Origin of the sequence: Mycobacterium sp. 236(2023) (genome assembly GCF_029623955.1) — a bacterium.
Classification (GTDB): Bacteria; Actinomycetota; Actinomycetes; order Mycobacteriales; family Mycobacteriaceae; genus Mycobacterium.
Genome location: NZ_JARSBP010000007.1, coordinates 61,429 through 79,339, shown reverse-complemented (window position 1 = coordinate 79,339; position 17,911 = coordinate 61,429). Strand labels below are relative to the sequence as shown.

General features: G+C 64.9%; 14 protein-coding genes. 11 read left to right on the top strand and 3 right to left on the bottom strand.

The genetic code is table 11. The features are described 5' to 3' along the window. Window positions 1-75: 75 nt before the first annotated feature. Together P9A17_RS25385 and P9A17_RS25380 are read right to left on the bottom strand one after the other, a co-directional pair. Window positions 76-3,804, bottom strand: coding sequence for a bifunctional trypsin-like peptidase domain-containing/SEL1-like repeat protein (locus P9A17_RS25385; RefSeq protein WP_278041521.1), 3,729 nt, complete (start codon window positions 3,802-3,804; stop codon window positions 76-78). Window positions 3,805-3,828: 24 nt separating this feature from the next. Beyond that, entirely contained in the window at window positions 3,829-4,149 is a 321-nt protein-coding gene (locus P9A17_RS25380) for a trypco2 family protein (RefSeq protein WP_278041520.1), read from the bottom strand. A gap of 345 nt (window positions 4,150-4,494) precedes the next feature. On the opposite strand from P9A17_RS25380, the gene P9A17_RS25375 reads away from it, so the two are divergent. The 11 genes from P9A17_RS25375 (at window position 4,495) to P9A17_RS25325 (ending at window position 16,107) form a co-directional block, all read left to right on the top strand. After that, complete coding sequence (locus P9A17_RS25375; RefSeq protein WP_278041519.1) at window positions 4,495-4,815, top strand: hypothetical protein; 321 nt, start codon at window positions 4,495-4,497, stop codon at window positions 4,813-4,815. Window positions 4,816-4,956: 141 nt separating this feature from the next. Beyond that, window positions 4,957-6,234 (top strand): TraM recognition domain-containing protein, encoded by a 1,278-nt coding sequence (locus P9A17_RS25370; RefSeq protein WP_278041518.1) that lies wholly within the window; start codon window positions 4,957-4,959, stop codon window positions 6,232-6,234. 82 nt (window positions 6,235-6,316) lie between these two features. Continuing rightward, complete coding sequence (locus P9A17_RS25365) at window positions 6,317-6,970, top strand: hypothetical protein (protein WP_278041517.1); 654 nt, start codon at window positions 6,317-6,319, stop codon at window positions 6,968-6,970. Window positions 6,971-7,025: 55 nt separating this feature from the next. After that, complete coding sequence (locus tag P9A17_RS25360; protein ID WP_278041516.1) at window positions 7,026-7,334, top strand: hypothetical protein; 309 nt, start codon at window positions 7,026-7,028, stop codon at window positions 7,332-7,334. After that, window positions 7,327-8,280: a hypothetical protein gene (locus P9A17_RS25355; RefSeq protein ID WP_278041515.1), complete on the top strand. Its 954-nt coding sequence runs from the start codon at window positions 7,327-7,329 to the stop codon at window positions 8,278-8,280. Before P9A17_RS25360 ends, P9A17_RS25355 begins: the two co-directional genes overlap by 8 nt. Window positions 8,281-8,285: 5 nt before the next feature. Beyond that, window positions 8,286-9,200, top strand: coding sequence for a conjugal transfer protein (locus tag P9A17_RS25350; RefSeq protein ID WP_278041514.1), 915 nt, complete (start codon window positions 8,286-8,288; stop codon window positions 9,198-9,200). A gap of 17 nt (window positions 9,201-9,217) precedes the next feature. Further along, complete coding sequence (locus P9A17_RS25345) at window positions 9,218-9,511, top strand: hypothetical protein (RefSeq protein ID WP_278041513.1); 294 nt, start codon at window positions 9,218-9,220, stop codon at window positions 9,509-9,511. A gap of 1 nt (window position 9,512) precedes the next feature. Then, on the top strand, window positions 9,513-9,857 hold the full coding sequence (locus P9A17_RS25340) for a hypothetical protein (protein WP_278041512.1): 345 nt from the start codon (window positions 9,513-9,515) through the stop codon (window positions 9,855-9,857). 1 nt (window position 9,858) lies between these two features. Further along, the gene (locus P9A17_RS25335; RefSeq protein WP_278041511.1) at window positions 9,859-12,405 is read left to right on the top strand and encodes an ATP-binding protein; all 2,547 of its coding nucleotides are present in this window, start codon (window positions 9,859-9,861) and stop codon (window positions 12,403-12,405) included. Then, window positions 12,402-14,336: a hypothetical protein gene (locus P9A17_RS25330; protein ID WP_278041510.1), complete on the top strand. Its 1,935-nt coding sequence runs from the start codon at window positions 12,402-12,404 to the stop codon at window positions 14,334-14,336. Before P9A17_RS25335 ends, P9A17_RS25330 begins: the two co-directional genes overlap by 4 nt. Before the next feature lie 16 nt (window positions 14,337-14,352). Beyond that, window positions 14,353-16,107 carry an AAA family ATPase gene (locus tag P9A17_RS25325; protein WP_278041509.1) on the top strand — a complete coding sequence of 585 codons (1,755 nt, stop codon included), beginning with the start codon at window positions 14,353-14,355 and terminating at the stop codon, window positions 16,105-16,107. Window positions 16,108-16,394: 287 nt separating this feature from the next. On the opposite strand, the gene P9A17_RS25320 is transcribed toward P9A17_RS25325, so the two are convergent. After that, the gene (locus P9A17_RS25320) at window positions 16,395-17,897 is read right to left on the bottom strand and encodes an adenylate/guanylate cyclase domain-containing protein (protein ID WP_278041508.1); all 1,503 of its coding nucleotides are present in this window, start codon (window positions 17,895-17,897) and stop codon (window positions 16,395-16,397) included. Window positions 17,898-17,911: the final 14 nt, after the last annotated feature.

Sequence of the window (17,911 nt, the reverse complement as noted above, 5' to 3'; positions counted from 1 at the left end):
CGGGGGTTCCATCAGGAAGCTAGCGAGCGAACGGGGGACATTGTGTACATTTCTGGGCCTATGTACATCTGTCGCTTATGTCTCGCCTCGGATTCGGCGCTTGATCAGCCGCATCTTTTCCTTGGCCTCTTGCGAACCGCAGTCTGAAGCTTGCTTGTACAGTTCATACGCCTCCTGGAGGTCCGGCGGCGTGACATCGTTGACGAGCGCATCGGCGAGCGCAATAACCGAATTTAAGTCGCCTTCATTCGCCCCCTTCCGGTACCACAAAATAGCGGATCGCACATTGCGCGGTCGCATGTTGTTGGCGTATATGTGCCCTAGGGCAAACATGGCCTCAACCGAATCAGCTTTAGCTGCTTTCTCGTACCATCTCGCCGCAGCCTTCGGTTGCGCAGGCATCAGACGGTTCAGGAGAATGTCGGCAACGCCGAGCATTCCCTCAGTGTCATCCGCTTTTGCAGCGCGCTCAAACCAGCTTTGCGCAGCACGCAGATTGGCAGGATCGCCATCGAACAACAAGAAGCGGCCCATCCAATTCATCGCATAAACACTGCCCGCTTCTGCATCTCTCTTATACCAAGATGTCGCCGCATCCAGATCGCCGTAAAAGTACTGGAATATATAGCCGACGTTTGAATACGCATTTACAACGTTATTATCGCCGGCTCGAATATACCAGTCGATACCTTTTTCGAGGTCTTGCGGATCTTTCTCATACGCGTAGAAATGCCCGAGATGGGACATCGCGTCCGCATCCCCTTGGTCCGCAGCCATCTGATACCAGTAGACCGATTCTCTCAATCTAACGGGAGTTGCCCATTCTTTGTACAAGGTCGCGAGGCGCCGCATCGAGTCAGAATCACCTTTTTCGGCCGCCTGCTCATACCACTTGATGGCGGCGCGAACGTGTGATTTCAGCGGCTGCGGTCTGGGACTTTGGTCAATCTCTGTCCATGTGCCATGGATGATGCAGTGGTGCCAGGTGTGGCCTCGCTGAGGTGGCGTTTCGATATAATCGGCGGAGTAGATTTCACCGAGGCGCCGCATGCTGTATACGTCTCCGAGCATCGCACCCTTAGTGAAAGAATCCTCGGCCGCCGTTAGGTCCGGGGGATCACTGAGGTCAGCCAGAACTTGGCCGATTAAACCGTGGGAATATACGCTTCCCGCCTCTACGGACTTTCGAGCCCACTGCAGAGACTCACCCAGATCAGGAGGGTTTTGTTTCATGGCGTACATCCACGCAAGATCTTGCATTGCGCTGCTATCGCCGCCCTCGACGGCAGTCAACAGCCACCGCCTGGCGTCATCGGTGCGCGGTGGATTAAAAGCCGTCAGATAAGTGTGGCCAAGCTGATGCGCGCTCTCTAAATCGCCTGCCTTGAAAGCTTTCTCGTACCACTGGCAGCCTTCGCGAAACCGAGGCCGCTTCCACTCGGACCGACAGAGCAGCGCGCCGAGATGACGCATGGCGGATGCTTCACCGCGCGCAGCGAGTTCGATGTATAACTTCTCCGCATCAGTTAAACGCGATAGCTTGGACGATGAAGCGAAGAGGCGAGCGAGGTGGCGTTTTGCGCGCGTGTCGCCAGCAGTCGCGGCTCGGGCGTAGAGTGCTTCGGCTCTACTCAGGTCAGGATCTTGGTCCTTCTCTATTAGTCGGGCTAAAGGCACAAGGGCTTTCGGGCTCCCGCCGGCATCAACAGCTTTTTCCAGCCACACGCGCGCCTCGTCGGACTTACCAAGTGACTCATTTTCGATATAGAGCAATCCTAGATTAGTCATCGCGCCTGCGCTTCCCACCTGCGCGGCGCGCTCGTACCAGTACACCCCAGCGCTAATGTCTTTCGGTTCGTCTCGTTCGGCTGCTAGGTATCCGAGTAAGAACATCGCTTCTGGATGATCATGGTCCGCCGCAGCCATTGCAGCGCGTTTCGCCGCGGACAAGTAGCCGCGGTTGTATGCCTGAAGAGCCATAGTGTGGCTCTGAGCTGCGGTTGCTTCCGTCAGCGCAGCGGACCAGACGTGATCAGGGATGTCCCGTTGTGGCCCGTGCTGGCCGTCGTCGATCGCGACAAGATAATCAAACGCTCGGTACGCGCGACCGCCGTCGGGCGTGCGCGAAGTAATCAGTGCTGCTACTAGGCCACCGCCCTCTAACGGCGTTCTCTCTTCTGCTATGGCATCGGGAATCTTCGTTTCATCGCTCCATGGTGACGTCTCCGCGAGCACGGCAGCGGCGATGGACCTAAGACGGGGCTCAGGAATCGCGTCTTCGCGACCTGTTCGCTGCCAGTCAATCGCCGCTTGGAGAACGGCGCGGTTCACAGGAGAGTGGTCGCGCGACGAGGCATAGTGCTCGGCTAGGCTAGGAGCGCCCGCGAGTTGTGCACCCAGCCCGAACCTAAGGTCTTCCTTTGGGTAACGACGGGCTGCTGAAGACTGCTCATCAGGATCTTCGCTTGTGGGTCGGAGTTCTACGACGACAGCGCTGTCAAGCAGACGTTTGCTGTTTCGAGTAACTTCGTCGTTTTGCTGCAGCAATTGAGCGCGTTGCTCGGTCCTAAGCGTTGAAATTATCGTGGTTGGTCCGGGTCTCATACGGATGCGAGCAAGCACCTCAGGTGTCAGTGGTGACGACGCCACCAGAAAGCGATTCAGCTCATCGAGCCAGATGATGACGTGATCGGTGGTCGCCTGCAGATCTGGGTGATGGGCGAGCTGCTGGACCGTGTGTGCATTTGGCGCGATCATTCGAGCGGTTGGGAGGGTTCGGGCGAGCGCTTCGAAAGCCGTGCGTGTCTTCCCGGCCTTCGATGGACCGATCAGGACAATCAATTGCTCTCCAAGCACTGCGCCCCTCAGTCGCGAATCGACCTCGTTACTCGTTCGCTCTATATAAGGGTCCGCTTTTGGCAATACGCCGTCGCTGTAATGTGATCGTGTTGCTCCGACGTCGTATGCGTTAATCTCATTTACTTGAACTATCGCACAGTTTCCTATTAAATCCACCAGATCAATGATTTCGGGGATTTCGTCTGAAGTGAGCCACGCTGGCTCTGCAACACCTAGGCTGTCTATCACCGCGCGAGTTTTCGGTTCCCGGCTTCGCAATAGTTGGTCGATTCCAACAATACGTACCGCCGATTGTCCTTGGGAACCGTGATGTTCGGCAATTACGCCGATAATCCTGCCCTGTGCGAATACCGCCGCGCCAGAGAAGCCAGACCAAGGACTTGCATTCCGCTTGTTCTTCGACGTTGACGGAAGACTGGTGCGCGCGTACTCGAAGCTATCCCCGAAAGGACGGACGATTGGTTCCCTCAGGAGTAAGTATCCGGATGCGACACCGTCTAGCTGATAAATGACGCCATGAATTTCGCCCACATCTCTGATCGACTCGGCAGCGTTGCGCTGGTAAAGAGGAAAACCGACCGCCGAGCAATCGTTAATCACGCCAGTACGGTCGCGCCGCATTCTTGCAAAACTTGTATTTCCTTCGACCTCCGCCCACGAGGCGGTGATCGGGAGTCTGATAATTGCAAAATCGAGATCGTCGCAGTAAGTGATAGCATCGATGCTTACATCTGCGGCGTCGTCCGTTCCTGCGGATTGGACAGTGATATATTTGAAGGCTTTACACTGCAGTTTATCGGTGACGGCATGCTTAGCAGTTAAGACTAGGTGTGGAGCGACCAGATAACCACTACTGATGGTGAGATCGCGCTTGGAATTACCGCCTATAACAGCGACGACGCGACTCAAATAGACCTCATTCGAGTCGTTGAGGCTTGACCACATAAGGTCTCCTTTCGCCCTATCGGATCAAGCTCCCGTAAAAGAGTCACCTTCGTGATGAGGACCGGAAATCGAAAAGTCGTTGCTGACTCGACCGTCGAATCCGCGTAAGCCGGGCGTCAGCACCAGTCGCACTCGCTGAGTCTTAGCGGATTCGAAACTACCGCCGGCCTCGATTATCTTCCAACCCAACTTACCGTTCGCTTCCCGCGTGACAACGGCTTCGGTCTCCAACTCGACCGAATCAAGCCCAAATCTTAAGTCTTCGTCTGCCCCCTGCTGCAGAGCAGCGGTCAATTCGTCACGAAGTGCGGAGATCGCCTCTGCCAAACCCACATTTGCAGACATCCCATGCCCCTTCCTCGCCACACCCCCCGTGGGCACGGACTACCTACATGCTAAGGGGTTCGCATCAATTGAGGTGCTGCGCGAGCGCAATTCGTACCTACCCAATTCTGCGGTCGTGGCCAGCAATTGCTCAGCGCGCCGCTTACTTTCGACCTGACCTATGATTTTGCTGTCTACACCGGCTGCTTTTCTCTCGAATCCGACCGCCGCCCAGCCACCTATCCTTCTCGCGAGACCAGAACAATGCGGCGCAGGCACTGGTGGCATTCCCGCAGAGGTATCACCGATTACGGCGGGACCAATTTTGCGCACAACCCACCGACTGCCCGCCTCTACGCTCTAACCATGGCGAAATCACTGTCAGAACGCATCTACCAGGAAACCGACGAAGTTCAGCGCGCCCGAAAGCTGGTGGGCTCGCACGCGGATGATGTCCGGCTGAGCCACACCACAACTCACGCCACACTGACCGGCAGCCTGTCCGGGATCGTCGGTCGCTCCGCCCAGGAGCTCGCCTCCCTCGGCGACCACTGGACCAAGGTCGGCACACGCCACAGTGACACACTGGACGCGCTCAGCCAAAACATCGGCAACGCCGGCACCCGGCTGACGAATCGCGATAACGAGGAATCTGCCCGGATCGCCAAAGTCCCGCGCGATCTCTGACGGATCCGGGCCTCTCGTACTAACTTTGTGCACGGGGTCACCCTCGCCAGGCACTAGCGTCGAGATGTGAGCCGCGATGAATTCTCCTCGCCACTAACGCCTTTCGGCGGGTGGGTGCGCGACAGATCGCGGAGCCGCCTGGTGCCCCTACAGACCGCGCCGCACATTCTCGGCTTGGCACCGCCCGGTACCGGGAAGACCCGTCGATGGCTCGCGCAGAGCGCTGTGCTCTGGCCCGGGCCTGCCGTGGTGTCCTCTAGTAAGGACGACGTGATGCAGATGGTGTCCTCACGGCGCTGGGGCACCTCCCTGCTGCTCGACCTGCGGCAGATCACCCCACCGACCTATCCCAGCGACTTCGTTCCCTGTCGCTACGACCCCACCATGCTGATCCGCACCCTCGAGGATGCGCAGGCCACCGCCGAAACCCTACTGGGCATGTCGGCTGTCGGATTCGGCGGCGCACAAGCCCGCCCCGCCGCCGACAACGGCATGTGGGAGAACCTCGCCTTCGCCCCGCTGACCGTCCTGTTGTATGCCGCCAGCCCCGCCGGCACAGGAATGGGCATGGAATGGCTCCTCGAGGCCGCCGAAGATGCCGGCAACCCGCTGCAGTGGCCGCGGCAGGTCAGCACGGAGCCCAGCTGGGTCACCGCCGCGCTGTGGACCGCTGACCCGCTCTTCACCGCGCGTGTCCGAGGCATCCTCGACATGGTCGACAAACAGCGCGACTCAGTGAAAATGACCGTTTCCAAATCGCTGACGGCATGGCTACGCACCTCCACCCGCGACCGCGGACTACCCAGCTTCGATCCTGACTCCCTCGACGACGCCGGAACCACGCTGTACGTGCTCTCGCCGTCCGACGGCACCGTGGCACCGCTGGCGGTGACCCTCATGGAACAGTTGATCCGCCGCCAGCGCATCAAAGTGGCACAGTGGGAACAGTTTCCCCGCATCGGCATGTTTCTCGACGAACTGCCCAACACCCCGTTGCCGAAGATCCTGCAGTACTTCGCCGAGGCCCGCGGTCTCGGAGTGTCGATCTGCGCTGCAGCGCAGGCCAGTTCGCAGCTCGATGTCGTCTACGGTGCGCTGCAGGGGCGCGCCATCCGCGATGTCGTCCCGGCGACGCTGATCATGTACGGCGCCCACGAAGAGGAACTGATGCGCTCGGCGGCGTTCTGGGCCGGCAAGACCACTCGCAGCCACCAGTCCTACGACCACAACAACGACGCCGCGAACACCGCGCGCCACTTCGGCAACGCCTTCGAACCCGAAGAGCTCAGTCCCGCCAACATCGGGCAAGCGCGTCTGTTGGTGCGCGGGACGCCGGGTCAGATGGTCGAGCTCATCGACTGGGTCGATTTCGTCTCCTATCTCGACGAATTACGCAGCGCCCGAACACGGACCGGCTGACCGCAGACTGCTCGATGGGGCAGAGCAGCGCCCTGAAAAAATTGTGCATATCGACCTCATCGCCCCGACTTAGGCTCGATTCATGACATTGAGAGAGGATCGATTCGACGATCTTCGGCGGGCGTGGATCGCCTCGCATCAGGGCTGGTCGACGATCCAACGGCGACGCGCTGAAAGGCTGGGCCGCCGCATCAGGACCCGCCAGCGCGATATCGCCAGCGCGGTCGCCGATCCGCACGACGACACCGTTCTACCGCCAATCTGGCTGCGCACCAGTAAATCCCCAGCCTCACAGGTCGAGCTGTTAGTCGTTGTCGGGTTGGGGATAACCATCCCGATCGGCTGGTTCGCCGGCTGGCTGTTCTACCGAGGTCTGACCCGCCTAATCCCGGGGACACTGCGAGCTTTCCCGATCACAGCGCTCCTATGGGCGTCGGCGATCCTCGCCGCGCCCGTTGTGATCCTCTACGACCCGGCACCGGGTCTCGCGAATGCCGTTGTCTTGCCGTGGATATGCGCCCAGCTGGTGGTGGTGCCCGCGACTGCGGCGATTCTCGCCGTCGCCGAAGGCTGGCTGGCCCTCGACGGTTCCCGCTCGTGGTGGCCGCTGACACCCGCGACACCGTCACTGAGCGCCGCGGAAGCCGCCGCGATCCTCGGCGGCTACGACACCACCGGCATCGGACTCATCGATGCCGTACCGCTGAACACGCCCGGCGGGCGGACTCACCTATGACCGGGCACGGCCGTGCGGACCGGATATTGTCACTACTCACAGATAGCGTCAGGACATGAGACTTCTGATCATCGTTGCCGCAACAGCTTTCGGAATCGTGGTGTTGCCGGTGCTCGTCGGCGCATCGCTGGTATTCCCGCTGCTGCCCTTTGTCCTCGCCGGGTTTCTGCTGAGCACTGTCATTCAACGGCGGCGGCGCTCCGCCGTATCCAGAACTCCGGCCAGCGCGCGGCCGTACCACCCCCAACCCCTTCCTCAACACACCGGCGGCGGCTGGGCGTACATCCCGGTCTGGGTGCCCCCACCCGCGACACCCGCACCGCTTGTGGTGGAAGGCCAGGTTATGGAGCGCCGGGATGGATGACTCGACCGAGCATTGGGGGGCCGATGTGATGTTCGGCAGCGAACCCACGACCGCGCCACCAACCATCTCCCGGTCCGTGGACGACCTCGGGCCCCAGGAGGGCGCCCCTGCCGCGCCCATCGACCTCGACGCCCCAAGCGACGACTCCTCGCCCGATCCGACGGTCAATGCCGGAGCGAAGAAAGCGGCAGTGGTCCTGGGTGCCGGCGTCCTGGTTGCCGCCGCCACGATCGTCGCAGCGATGGTGTCGTTCAACAGCGAACCCGCCCAATCGGATTCGGCAACTGCCGCTCCGTCCGCGCCGGCTCCGCAACCGGCGCCCAGCGCGCCGCCCGCGGTGACCACACCCGATCAGGCGATCCGGTACACCGCCAGCGCTGATTGCCCTGCGGGATCCACCTCGGCGCAATCCTTGACCGAAGCCGCTGCCGGTTCCGCCTGGGTGTGTGTCCGCGGCCCGCAGGGCGCCCGCGTCGATGGGCAGGTGCTGCGGATCGACTTCGGTCGCAGCCACGTGGTAACGGCGGTCGCCGTGACACCCGGCTGGGTCGCCAAAACTCCCGGGGGACAAGATGAATGGTTGCAACATCGCGTGGTGAGCCGGCTGCAGTACGTGTTCAATGACGACAACCGGACCGTGTTCACCCAGGACACCGGCAACGCGCACGGCCCGGTCACCACGCCTCTGCCGCGCACTGTGCTCGCGTCGGCGGTCACGGTCACGATCCTGCAGACCGCGCGGCCGCCGGCGTCGCCGCTGCGCGACCCGCGGCAGGACGCGGTACCCGGTTTCGCCGACTCTGTGCTCGGGCAGGGCGGCGGGCTGATTCCCGACGAGGCGACCGCCACCACCGCGCCGTGGCCAACCGACGGCGAGCCTGCGGACCCGGTGGATGCCACGTTCGCGATGAGCTCGCTTAAGTTCTTCGGACACGAGCCGAGCTGACCGCCATGCCCGTCTCCCGCACCTGGACCCAGCGGCTGCACCGCAGCCACGCGATGGCTCGTCAGATCGGCACGCTCACAGTGTGTCTGGCGGCTGCACTCGGTGGCGCCGCCGCAGTCAAAGTGTTCGTCGTCCCCGACCGGCCCGACTTTGTGGCGATCGCCCAGCGCGTCGGCAACACCGGCGATCAGGTCGGCGCGTTCGCCTCCGACTTCATCGTCAGTTGGCTGACCGCCACCGCCGAGCACGCCGACAGTCTGAGCCGGTTCATCACGCTGCCCGACAACGGCATCGCCCTGCCCACGACACCGGCGGCGGTAGTCACCGCGCCGCAGGTGGTGTCGGTCATCCACACCGGCGGCACCGCCGAGGCTGACCTGTACGCGGCGACCGTGTCGGTGACCGAACGGCCCTACGCGTCCGCTGAGCCCATACGATCCTTCTATCGGGTGCCGGTGGCGATGTGGGACTTCCAGCCGCGCGCCCTGACCCTGCCCGCCCGGATCAACGGTCCCGGCGAGGGCGCCGACTTCCGCGTCGCCTACCGGCACACCGTGAGTGTCAACCACCCAGTCCACGGTCTCGTCAGCGGATTCGCCACCGCCTACCTGACTGCCGGGACCCCGCTGGACCGGTACGTGCGCGCCGGATCCGGACTCGCCCCGGTCGGCGGGTACCAGAGCGCGGTTCCTGCTAGCGTCGCCGCCGACCGCGCCGTCCCCGACACTGCCGACCCCGGCACCCGACTGCACGTCCTCGCCACCGTGCTGGCGCAGACCTCGCAGTTCGCCACCGTCACCCTGGTGTATCCGCTGACCGTCGAAAACAGCGGCGGCACTTGGATGATCACCGCCATCGACCTCACCCCTCAGATCGGTGAGGACGGCGACCCCGCACCCATCGCCCAGCCCCACAACTGACACCCTTGGGAGGAGTCATGACCCAGCACAGCACTGTTCTCGCCGCCAGCGGCCTGTTCAGCTCCGGCACCGACCTGGCGTTCGGCACCATCGGTTTCCTCGCCGCCATCGCCCTGGTGATCGGCACATTCTCCGCGATCCGCACCCACGCCAAAGAAGGGGCGGGATCGGGCATCACCGCCCAGATCGGCACCATCATCTTCTCGGTGCTGATCCTGCTGTCGGTCGGTATCGCCGCGATGGTCACCCGCGAATTCAACGACCACGGCATCCGCAACACCGTGCGGGTGGAAAGCCCGTGGGGGCAGTGACATGACCTCTGACGCGCCCGCCAAGATCTACTCCGACCAGCGGTCGGTCGCCATCCACCTCGGCGACTCCGGCGACGGATTCACGTTGCCGTTCAAGGAAAAATGGCGCGCCCCCGATGCCGCCGCCGCGGTTCTCGGCTTCATCGGCACCGGCGCCGCCGTCACGGCGAATCTGACGAGCGGCCACGCCCTGCGCATCCTGATCGTCGGGGTCCTGCTCACCGTCGCAGCGGTGTGGGCGCTGTCCCGGCTGCCCGCCAGCCGACCGTCGCTGGCCACCCGCACCCGGTGGTGGCTGGCCGACCTGCGCCCCGCAGTCCAGTCGACCCACCCACGCGACCGCTGAGATGCGTTCGCTCGCACCGCAGCTGGTCGTCGGGAATCTGCGCCTCACCGACAACGGCATGTACGCCGAGTACCTACTGTCCGGAGTGCCGTTCCTGTTCCTGTCCTCGCAATGGCAGCACAACGTGGCCGCCGAGCACGCCGAACTGTGGCGCACCCTGCCGTCGGGTTCTTCGATCAGCGGGCTCACCGTGCCCGTGTCGCCGCGCACCGTGCTGCGCCGCATGCTCTGCGGCCACCCCCAACTCGCCGCGGGGGAGACGAGAACCGCCGATGCTGCCGGATGGATCGCCGACTGCCGCACCTGGGAGCCGACCCTGGCCGCGCACCGTCCCCGTCGCCGCATTTACTGGTTGTCGGTGCCGCTGGACCACTCCGATGACACCGCCGGCGGCAACTGGCGCGGACTTCTCGACGCGGTGCGCGGACGTGACAAAGACACCGAGCCGTCGCTGGCCGAGTATCGCCGTCGTGCCACTCAGAAGGTGGCCGCGCTGCCACCCGCCTTCTTTGCCAAACCGGCCAGCGCAGAACAGATCTGGTGGCACTGGAACTACACAGCCAGCCGCGGCGCCTGGCCGCACCCGCTGCCCGCCACCACCTACGATCCGCAGGCCAGCCTGCCCGGCTCCGCGTTCACGCCGGTCCGCCTGGATCCCGGAGCCGCCGCGCTGCGCGACCGGCGGTGGCGCGCCGCCCGCACCGACGCCGATATCTACCTGCGCACCTTCCGTGACGCCGGTGACGGCGTCGCCGACAGCTACCAGGCGTTCGTCCCGCTCGACAGCTTCCCCGACAACGGCATCGCCTGGCCGCGCTCCACCATCTTCAAGGTGCTCGATGACCTCACCAGCCCCGACACCGTGCTGGACTGGACGATGCACCTGACCTTCACCGCTGCCGACGCAGCAGTATCCGTGGCGCAGAACGTGATCACCAACATCCGCGACCAGTACCGGCAGCGCGGCCGCCACGCCGACAGCGACGACGAGCTGGTCCGCAAACTCGCCTCCGGACGCGAGCTGGCCTCGGAGCTCAAACGCGGCTCGGCCGAGCGCGGCGTCAACGCTGCCATCGTCGTCGCCGCGGCCGGGCCCGCCCCCGACGCGGTCAACGATGCGCTCGGCGCGGTGACGCGCACCTACCGGCGACAAAACATCGGATCGCGCCGCTGGCGCGGCAGCCAGATCGCGCTGTGGCGGGCGTTCGTCCCCGGCGCCGAAGACATTGCGGCACTGGGGGAGTTCCGCAATCCCAGCACCACCGAACGGTTCGCGAAGTTCGTTCCGCTGCTGGCCGCGCAGCTCGGTAATCGCACCGGTGTTCCGCTCGGGATGAACCTGAGCAGCCCCGGGCTGCGCGACGTCGTGTTCCTGGATCTGCTCGGCGCGCCCGGCCGCGACAATCCGGCCAACCTGGTGATCTGTGGATCCCCGGGCCGCGGCAAATCCCATGTCGGCAAGTTGCTCATCCGGTCGTGGCTGGCGCTGGGCGCCGGCGTGCACATCTTCGATCCCGGGGCACCACGTGAACATCAGCGTGCGCTGGCCGACCGCGCCGACCTGGTGGTCGTCGACCTCGCCGCCCCGCAGATGAGTATCGACCCGCTGCGCATCTTCGCCGTCGCCGACGCCGCCGAGCACACCGTCGACCACCTGCTGCCACTGCTGGGCTATGCGGCGATGAGCCGCCAGGCCGCGCGCCTGCGCGCGCATCTGGCCGCCGACCACCGCGCCGCCCACGGCATCGGCTCGCTGGCACGCCTGATCGGCTTCCTGCGCGACCTGCGTGACGGCCGCGACCATGCCGACGACGACCTACTCGTCGGGCTGGACGGGCTGCGCACCGAACGTCACCTGCAGGCGCTGTTCGATGAGCGGCTGCCCGTCACCGACCTGACCGCCGCGCAGGTGGTGGTGTGGAACACCGCCGGGCTCGAATTACCGTCTGTCGATGAGGAATACGTCGCCCATCTGCACGACCGCACCACCCCGCGGCAGCGGGCCGGCGCCGCGATCTACGGGCTGGCCGCCGATCTCGCGCAGAGCATCTTCTTCGGCCGCCCCCACCAGCCCGACGTGCTGGTGGTGGAAGAGGCCGCCCCGCTGACCAATTCACCGGGCGGACAGAAATGCTGCAACCGCATCATCCGGCAGGGCCGCAAATCGCAGACCGGGTTCGTCGGCATCAGCCAGCACCCCATCAAAGACTTCGCGGTGCTCGAAGACGAATTCATCGACCAGCGGCTGTGTTTGGCGTTCAAAGACGCCGGACTGGCCCGCGACACGCTGCTGTGGTGCGGACGCGACCTCGACCGGCACCCCGAACTGCTCCGCAACTACGTCGAGAACACCAGTCCCGTGCGCCTCGTCGACCACGGCGACGACACCATCGACCCCGCCTACGGGGGCGTCATCCCCGGTCGTGAAGGCGAAGCGTGGTACCTCGACGAATTCGGCGGCTTCGGCAAGGTCGGCCTCTTCGGGGCGCCGACCGCGGCGCTGGCCTCCGCCCTGGACACGAACCCGCGCCGGTGGGCGCGGGAATGACCGCCCGGCTCACCGTCTGGTACCTCACCCACCCGCGGCTGGGCCGCCCCCTGCTGGCCCTGGCGGCGCTGCACGCGCTGTGCGTGGTCGCGGTGTGCGCGGCGCCGCAGGCCACCGCCGCCACCAACGGCATGGTGCTCAACTGGATCGGGCTGCGCGACAGCTACGGAGTCCCAATCGGCGACTACTACTTCGCGATCGCCTCGCTGCGCGACCAAATAGGAACCGCCCCAGAGGGTCTCGAGTGGGATCCGGGGACGTGGGTGCCCTGGCTGGCGACGACCATGGCTCGCGTCCCCACCAGTGCGGCGGCGGCCAACATCCTGACCGCCGAAGCCGGGCTGTTCATCGGGATCGTCGCGCTGGCGCTGTGGCTGCTCAAGCTCACCGTCAGCACCTACTGGCTGACCGTCATCGGCGAGATCGCCCGCGCCGTCACCGGGGCGGTCACCCAGGTCGCCACCACCGTGGGGGTGCTGCTGCTCGCCGTGCCGATCGGGGTGTTCTGCGGCGCCGCCACCGCCAAACGCGGGGAAGTGGGCCGCGGCTGGACCATGATCGGAATCGCGCTGACCCTGCCCGCCCTGTCGATCGCCGTGTTCGCCGACCCCGCCGGGCTGATGTACGGGCCCGACGGGCTGCTTAGCTTCGGACGGAACATTGGCTTCTCGGTGGCCGCCGCGGCCACCAACAACGGCACCCTCGGCGGAGCCGGCACCAGCGGCCAGGTCGATACCCTGACCGCCAGCCTGATCACGCACACCGTGCGGGAACCGTTGCAACTGTGGAACTTCGGACATGTCGTGGACCACGTCGGTGGTTGCGGGCCGGCCTGGTCGGCGTCGCTGCGCGGCGGCGACCCGAACGCACCGATCCGGGCGATGGCCGCATGCGGAGACCGAGCCGCGGTCAACTACGCCTCCCACGTCGACGCCACCAACGCGTGGGTGGGGCTGATCCTGATCGCGGCGGCCAGCCTGCTGGCGATGTTCATGGTGGCCTCAGGGTGGGCGGTGCTGAGGGTGTCCGTGCGCGCGATCTGGACCACGGTGATCCTGCTGCCCACCCTGTGGCTCGGCGCGGTGCCCGGCGCACCGCAGCGCCGCGCGACCGACGTGGTGTGGCAGTTCTTCCGGCACGGCATCGAAGTGCTCATCTACATCGTGTTCGTCAGCGTCATCGGCCTGGCGGTTCAGCGTCTGGTGTCCGCGCCGCTGCCGACCGAGCTCGGCGGCACCAACCCATTCGCGCACGTGCTCATGATGGGCGGGGTCGCGCTCGTCGGACTGATCCTGCTGCGCCACATCCGCGCCGACCTCGCCGGGCGACCCGCCGGGCGGGGCGTATTCAGTCAGGCCGCCAGCGTCGCCGTCGGGATGGGGCTGCACGCCGCCGTCGGCGGGGCCGGTGCCGCCGCGGCCGCCGGCGGCAAATCGCTGCTGCGGCGAGGACGCGGTGCCGGTGAGAACGCGCCCTGGGACAACACCGAACCGAGTGCCGTCCACGGCGCCCCGCAACCCGGCTTCGACCCAATCGGCAGCATTCCGGCGGTCAGCGTGCCAGCGGTCCCGGCTCCGGGGGTATCCGCAGCGCCGCCGCAGGGAGGTGGTGGGCGCGCCGCGGCAAGCGGGGACCGGCCAGCGACCCCCGACGGGGTGCCGGCGATCGGGGAGCGACGCGACGGCGGGGAAGGACCCGTTGACTCGGTGTCGCGTCGGGGACACAGCCAGCAGCGAGCACCCCGGCTCGACCCGCCGCCCAGTCGCGCCCCCGGTGACCTGCCCGTGGAAGTCCCTCCGATGATCGAATCCCACCACGACGTCCCCCTGCCGGAACCGCCGCCCGACGACGAATCCGTCCCTCCGGACCCGAATCAGTGGAACGAGGTACCCCCGCGACCGACTACCGTCGAACCCAACACCGACCTGTGACCGCAGAAAGCCACCGATGACCTCGCCGACCGAGCAGCGCCGCGCCTTCGACACCGCGATCGAGCACTACCGCGTGGGTGACCAGAGCCGTGCGCGCGCCATCTTCGCCCAGGTCACCCGCGACAACCCCACCATGTCCGACGCCTGGCTCGGCCGCATGGCCTGCGGCGACCACGACCTCGACACCGTCGCCGGCGCCCACGAACACTCCCGCGCGCTCTACCGCGAAACCCGGCGCATCGGACTCGCCGACGGCGAACTCTTCGCCCAGGTATCGGCCCCGCTTTATCTGACTGTGCCGGTGTGGTCGCGCGCCACCATCGGGTTGGCCCTCGCCGCGGCACAGATCACCGCGGGCCACTACGACGACGCCGACCGGACCCTGGCCGACCCGATCATCGCCGAAGACACCCAAGCCGCCCAGTGGCAGCAGTTCATGCTCGCCAGCCTCTACCATTGCACCCGGCGCTGGCCCGATCTGCTCGCCGCGACCGCGGTCACCCCGCCCGCGCACGCCACCTACGTCCTCGACCCCGTCACCGCTGCCATCCACGCCATGACCGCCATCGGAGCCGCCACCCTCGGGCAGTTCCAGCACGGGCTGGACCTTCTCGACCGCATCCAGACCGACAACCCGTACATCACCGCCGACGCCGCCCTCACCAAAGGCTGGTGCCTACGTGAACTCGGCGACGAAGAAGCCGCCCGCGCCGCGTTCCACGCCGCCGTCGTCGACGGGCACATAGCACCGCCCGCCCGGGAAGCACTCGACAACCCCGGCTACCGGCTCATCGTCACCGACCCCGACACCATCGCCACCCGCACTGACAAATGGAACCCCGCCACCGAAACCAGCCGCGCCCAGCGCGACGCCGCGGCCCTGGCCGAACAGCAGCGGGACGTGCTGGCCACCGCCCAAGCCCGCCTCGACGAACTTATCGGCCTCGAAGGCCCAAAAGAGCAGATCGCGGTGTGGCGCACCGAGATTCAGATCGACCAACTCCTTGCCGCCCAAGGCGAAGAAACCTCGACAACCAACGAAAACCACATGGTGCTCGAAGGGCCACCCGGCACCGCCAAAACCAGCTTCGCCCGCATCGTCGCCGAAATCCTGTTCGGGCTCGGCAAGATTCAGCGCCCCGACGTCATGGAAGTCACCGAAGAAGACCTCGTCGTCGGCTACGTCTCCCAAACCGCGCAACGCATGAAAGAAGTCTGCGAAGAAGCCCTCGGCGGTGTGCTGTTCATCGACGAGGCCTACCGGCTGGTGCCCGAAACCGAAGGCCACTCCTTCGGCAAAGACGCCATCAACACCCTGCTCAAATACATGGAAGACTTCCGCGACCAACTCGTCGTCATCGTCGCCGGCTACCCCGCCGAGATGCGCCGCTTCATGGCCGCCAACCCCGGCCTCGCCTCCCGCTTCCACTTCACCCTGTCCTTCGACAGCTACACCCCCGCCGAAATGGTCCAGATCGGACGCCACATCGCCGCCAAAGAGAAGATCGCCATCGCCGAACAGGCCTGGCCACTGCTGGAAGCCGAAGCCGACCGATTGCGTTCCACCCCAGTCAATTCCGGCACCGCACTCGACATCGCCGGCAACGGTCGATTCGCCCGCAAAGTCATCATCGCGTGCAAGCGTGAACGTGCCCGGCGGTTGCACACCATGCCGCCCGCGCAGCTCTCCGAGCTTGCCCAGAGCGACCCTTCGGTGCTGATCGTCAACGACGACGACATGCGCAGGGCATTGGCGTCGGCTCAGCAGTAGGGGAGTGGCGATCCGAACCGCGGGGTCAGCGGGGCACGCTTACGGACGCGGTTTCCACATTCTCGAGTGCACGATCTTCGGGGGACGTAGCGCCGCGCGCGTGCAGTGGGAGAAAATCACGGAGCGACGCGCCGCTGCCGAGACGGTTAGATGAATCGGAGGCGCGAGAGCAGGATGATGCGAAGGGCTCAGGCAACGTTCCTGTTGCCTGAGTTATTCGACAACCTCGTCAGTCAGTCGTTGTCGATCCGTCGTCGGAGGGGTACGAACAGTTCGTCTGGGCCCGGTCACGGTGTGAGACCGTAAATTCGTGTCGATGCGGACTTCCCCTTGAGCGCATGCGCGCCGCGGTCGACAAGACCCGACGGTCGCGACGACAGGGCATCGACACACATGCCTGTGAGGAGTATCGGGTCCCCGGTGATCTTGGTTAATTGCTCGACGCGCGCGGCGACGTTTGTCGTATCGCCAATCAACGCGTATTCCAGATGGCCCGCGGCACCAATGGTTCCCGCGATTACCACACCGGTGTTAATACCGATGCCGATACGAACGTCGCCATCAAAGCGCTCGGCGACACGCGCGTGGATCGTGACAGCGGCCGACACGGCGGCGTCGGCATGCTGAGGCACGTGATTTGGTGCGCCGAACACGGCCATCGCGCCGTCACCCAGGAATTTGTTGAGGTGACCGCCGGCGTCGACGACGGCAGGCACGACGACGGAGAACAAATCGTTGAGGCGGGCGACGGTGTCCTCGGCGGTGTTGGCCTCGGCGAACGGAGTGAAGTCACGCACATCAAGGAACATCAGCGTCACCTCGCGGCGCTCTCCAGAAAACACCTCGTCACCCTGTTCGAGGAGCCGTGCCGCCAAGGCGGGATCAACGTAACTTCCGAACGCCGACCGAAGACGTTGTCGCTCAGCGAGTCCGGCCTGCATCCTGTTGAACGCTGCCGCTAGCACACCCAAGTCATCATCCTGACCCACGGGCAACCGCTGACTGTAATCACCGGCGGCGACGCGGTCGGCGCCGGCAGCGAGATCGCGAATCGGTCGCAATCGTGGAGCCAGCCCATTGCCGACCGCGAACGGCACACCAAACAGCAGCGTGATAGCGCCCGCAACGACACCCAAAAGGACGGGGAAGTCGGCAGTCCATCTGTAAACAGCGACCACGAGGGTCCCGCCCATCGTGAAGATGAAGGCGAGGGCAACCATCGATCGATTGACTTGCGTTGCGAATGATGGCCGAGAACGTGGCAGGCCATCCCCGATGTCCGAATCGCCGATGAGCGCCATCCGAACTGGCCACAGAGCCGCTTCCATGATGGCTTTCGACGTGGTCAGCGAAGCACCTGCTCCGTGAAGCGCACCCAGCACAGCGTATTGAAATATTCTCGGAGCAGAGGCGCCGACGATCACTCCGACGGCCGCTGCAATCGCAGCGACACATGCCGCGGCACCCCACACCAAGTGTCTCGAAAACTTCCTTGAGTAGGCGTAGGTGCCCTTCAACGTTTCCAGCCGGTCGACATCGCAGCCAGCAGCCCACAGTTGCACCGGACGTAACCACCGCCACCCCAGGAGGGTGACCGCGGTCTGATAGATCGTCACGGCGATCACTGTCACGACGACCGCCGCGCCGAAATGATCAGACCGTTCGAAGCCCACGATTAGCAACGCAAGGGCGAGGTAACCACCCACCCCGATAACGACGCCAGTCGCTATGAGCGCCCACGAGTAGTGCCGCCCGTGCCGGTCCCATAGCCACTGCCAGTACCTCCCCATGGGCCACAGACTAA

What these genes read in the sequence shown, in the direction of transcription:
- P9A17_RS25385 (WP_278041521.1), bottom strand. Translation starts at nt 3,804, where the DNA reads ATGTGGTCAAGCCTCAACGACTCGAATGAGGTCTATTTGAGTCGCGTC.
- P9A17_RS25335 (WP_278041511.1), top strand. Translation starts at nt 9,859, where the DNA reads ATGCGTTCGCTCGCACCGCAGCTGGTCGTCGGGAATCTGCGCCTCACC.
- P9A17_RS25345 (WP_278041513.1), top strand. Translation starts at nt 9,218, where the DNA reads ATGACCCAGCACAGCACTGTTCTCGCCGCCAGCGGCCTGTTCAGCTCC.
- P9A17_RS25380 (WP_278041520.1), bottom strand. Translation starts at nt 4,149, where the DNA reads ATGTCTGCAAATGTGGGTTTGGCAGAGGCGATCTCCGCACTTCGTGAC.
- P9A17_RS25320 (WP_278041508.1), bottom strand. Translation starts at nt 17,897, where the DNA reads ATGGGGAGGTACTGGCAGTGGCTATGGGACCGGCACGGGCGGCACTAC.
- P9A17_RS25340 (WP_278041512.1), top strand. Translation starts at nt 9,513, where the DNA reads ATGACCTCTGACGCGCCCGCCAAGATCTACTCCGACCAGCGGTCGGTC.
- P9A17_RS25325 (WP_278041509.1), top strand. Translation starts at nt 14,353, where the DNA reads ATGACCTCGCCGACCGAGCAGCGCCGCGCCTTCGACACCGCGATCGAG.
- P9A17_RS25375 (WP_278041519.1), top strand. Translation starts at nt 4,495, where the DNA reads ATGGCGAAATCACTGTCAGAACGCATCTACCAGGAAACCGACGAAGTT.
- P9A17_RS25365 (WP_278041517.1), top strand. Translation starts at nt 6,317, where the DNA reads ATGACATTGAGAGAGGATCGATTCGACGATCTTCGGCGGGCGTGGATC.
- P9A17_RS25330 (WP_278041510.1), top strand. Translation starts at nt 12,402, where the DNA reads ATGACCGCCCGGCTCACCGTCTGGTACCTCACCCACCCGCGGCTGGGC.
- P9A17_RS25360 (WP_278041516.1), top strand. Translation starts at nt 7,026, where the DNA reads ATGAGACTTCTGATCATCGTTGCCGCAACAGCTTTCGGAATCGTGGTG.
- P9A17_RS25355 (WP_278041515.1), top strand. Translation starts at nt 7,327, where the DNA reads ATGGATGACTCGACCGAGCATTGGGGGGCCGATGTGATGTTCGGCAGC.
- P9A17_RS25350 (WP_278041514.1), top strand. Translation starts at nt 8,286, where the DNA reads ATGCCCGTCTCCCGCACCTGGACCCAGCGGCTGCACCGCAGCCACGCG.